At 64.8% G+C, this 508-nt stretch carries 2 protein-coding genes; one reads left to right on the top strand and one right to left on the bottom strand.

Annotation, left to right across the window (positions count from 1 at the left end; genetic code table 11):
- Positions 1 to 249, top strand: a 249-nt coding sequence (locus BFN00_RS16040) for a hypothetical protein (protein ID WP_213032098.1), incomplete at its 5' end; no start/stop codon positions are given.
- A gap of 19 nt (positions 250 to 268) precedes the next feature.
- On the opposite strand, the gene BFN00_RS00410 is transcribed toward BFN00_RS16040, so the two are convergent.
- Positions 269 to 508: LysR substrate-binding domain-containing protein (locus BFN00_RS00410; RefSeq protein WP_249449768.1), on the bottom strand; the 240-nt coding region annotated here is incomplete at its 5' end.

Below are 508 nucleotides of genomic sequence, written 5' to 3'. Positions count from 1 at the left end.
GCGCTGACAGAGTCGGAGTCGGGCGCAGGGAAAGCCGACCCCGATTGGGGCACGGCGGCGTCGAAGTCGTGGTTCACGGCTGTCTTTCCTTGGCTAGGGTCCGGCCTGGCCATGGCGCGGATTGCAGACCTAAGACAGCACCCCTCAAAAAAGTTGCCGCTTGTTGAGCAACAGAACTTTGCCGTTGGCTGCACAATTCGCCAATTTACCGTCAGCCCCGATCCCGACGGCGCCACCGAAGGGCTTTAGCCTGCGCTCCGGCGGCAACTCACTCGGTAGCGATGGCGCGGCTCTCCAGTCGTCGCCAAAGCAGGCGCACCGCCCCCTTGCGCATCAGCGAGCAGCGATACAGGCGAATTTCCAGCGGCACTCGCCACTGCTCGCCGCCACAGATCGCCAGCTCGCCGCGCTCGAGTTCCGGCTCCACACTCAACCGCGGCACCCAGGCGATCCCCAGCCCCTGCAGCGCCATGCTTTTCAGGCTGTCGGCCATGGCTGTCTCGTAGAC

The sequence above is a fragment of the Acinetobacter sp. AR2-3 genome (genome assembly GCF_001878775.1).
GTDB classification, from domain to species: Bacteria; Pseudomonadota; Gammaproteobacteria; order Pseudomonadales; family Moraxellaceae; genus Acinetobacter; species Acinetobacter lwoffii_D.
The sequence above is the reverse complement of the archived record's forward strand: the minus strand, read 5'-3'. Positions and strand labels throughout refer to the sequence as shown.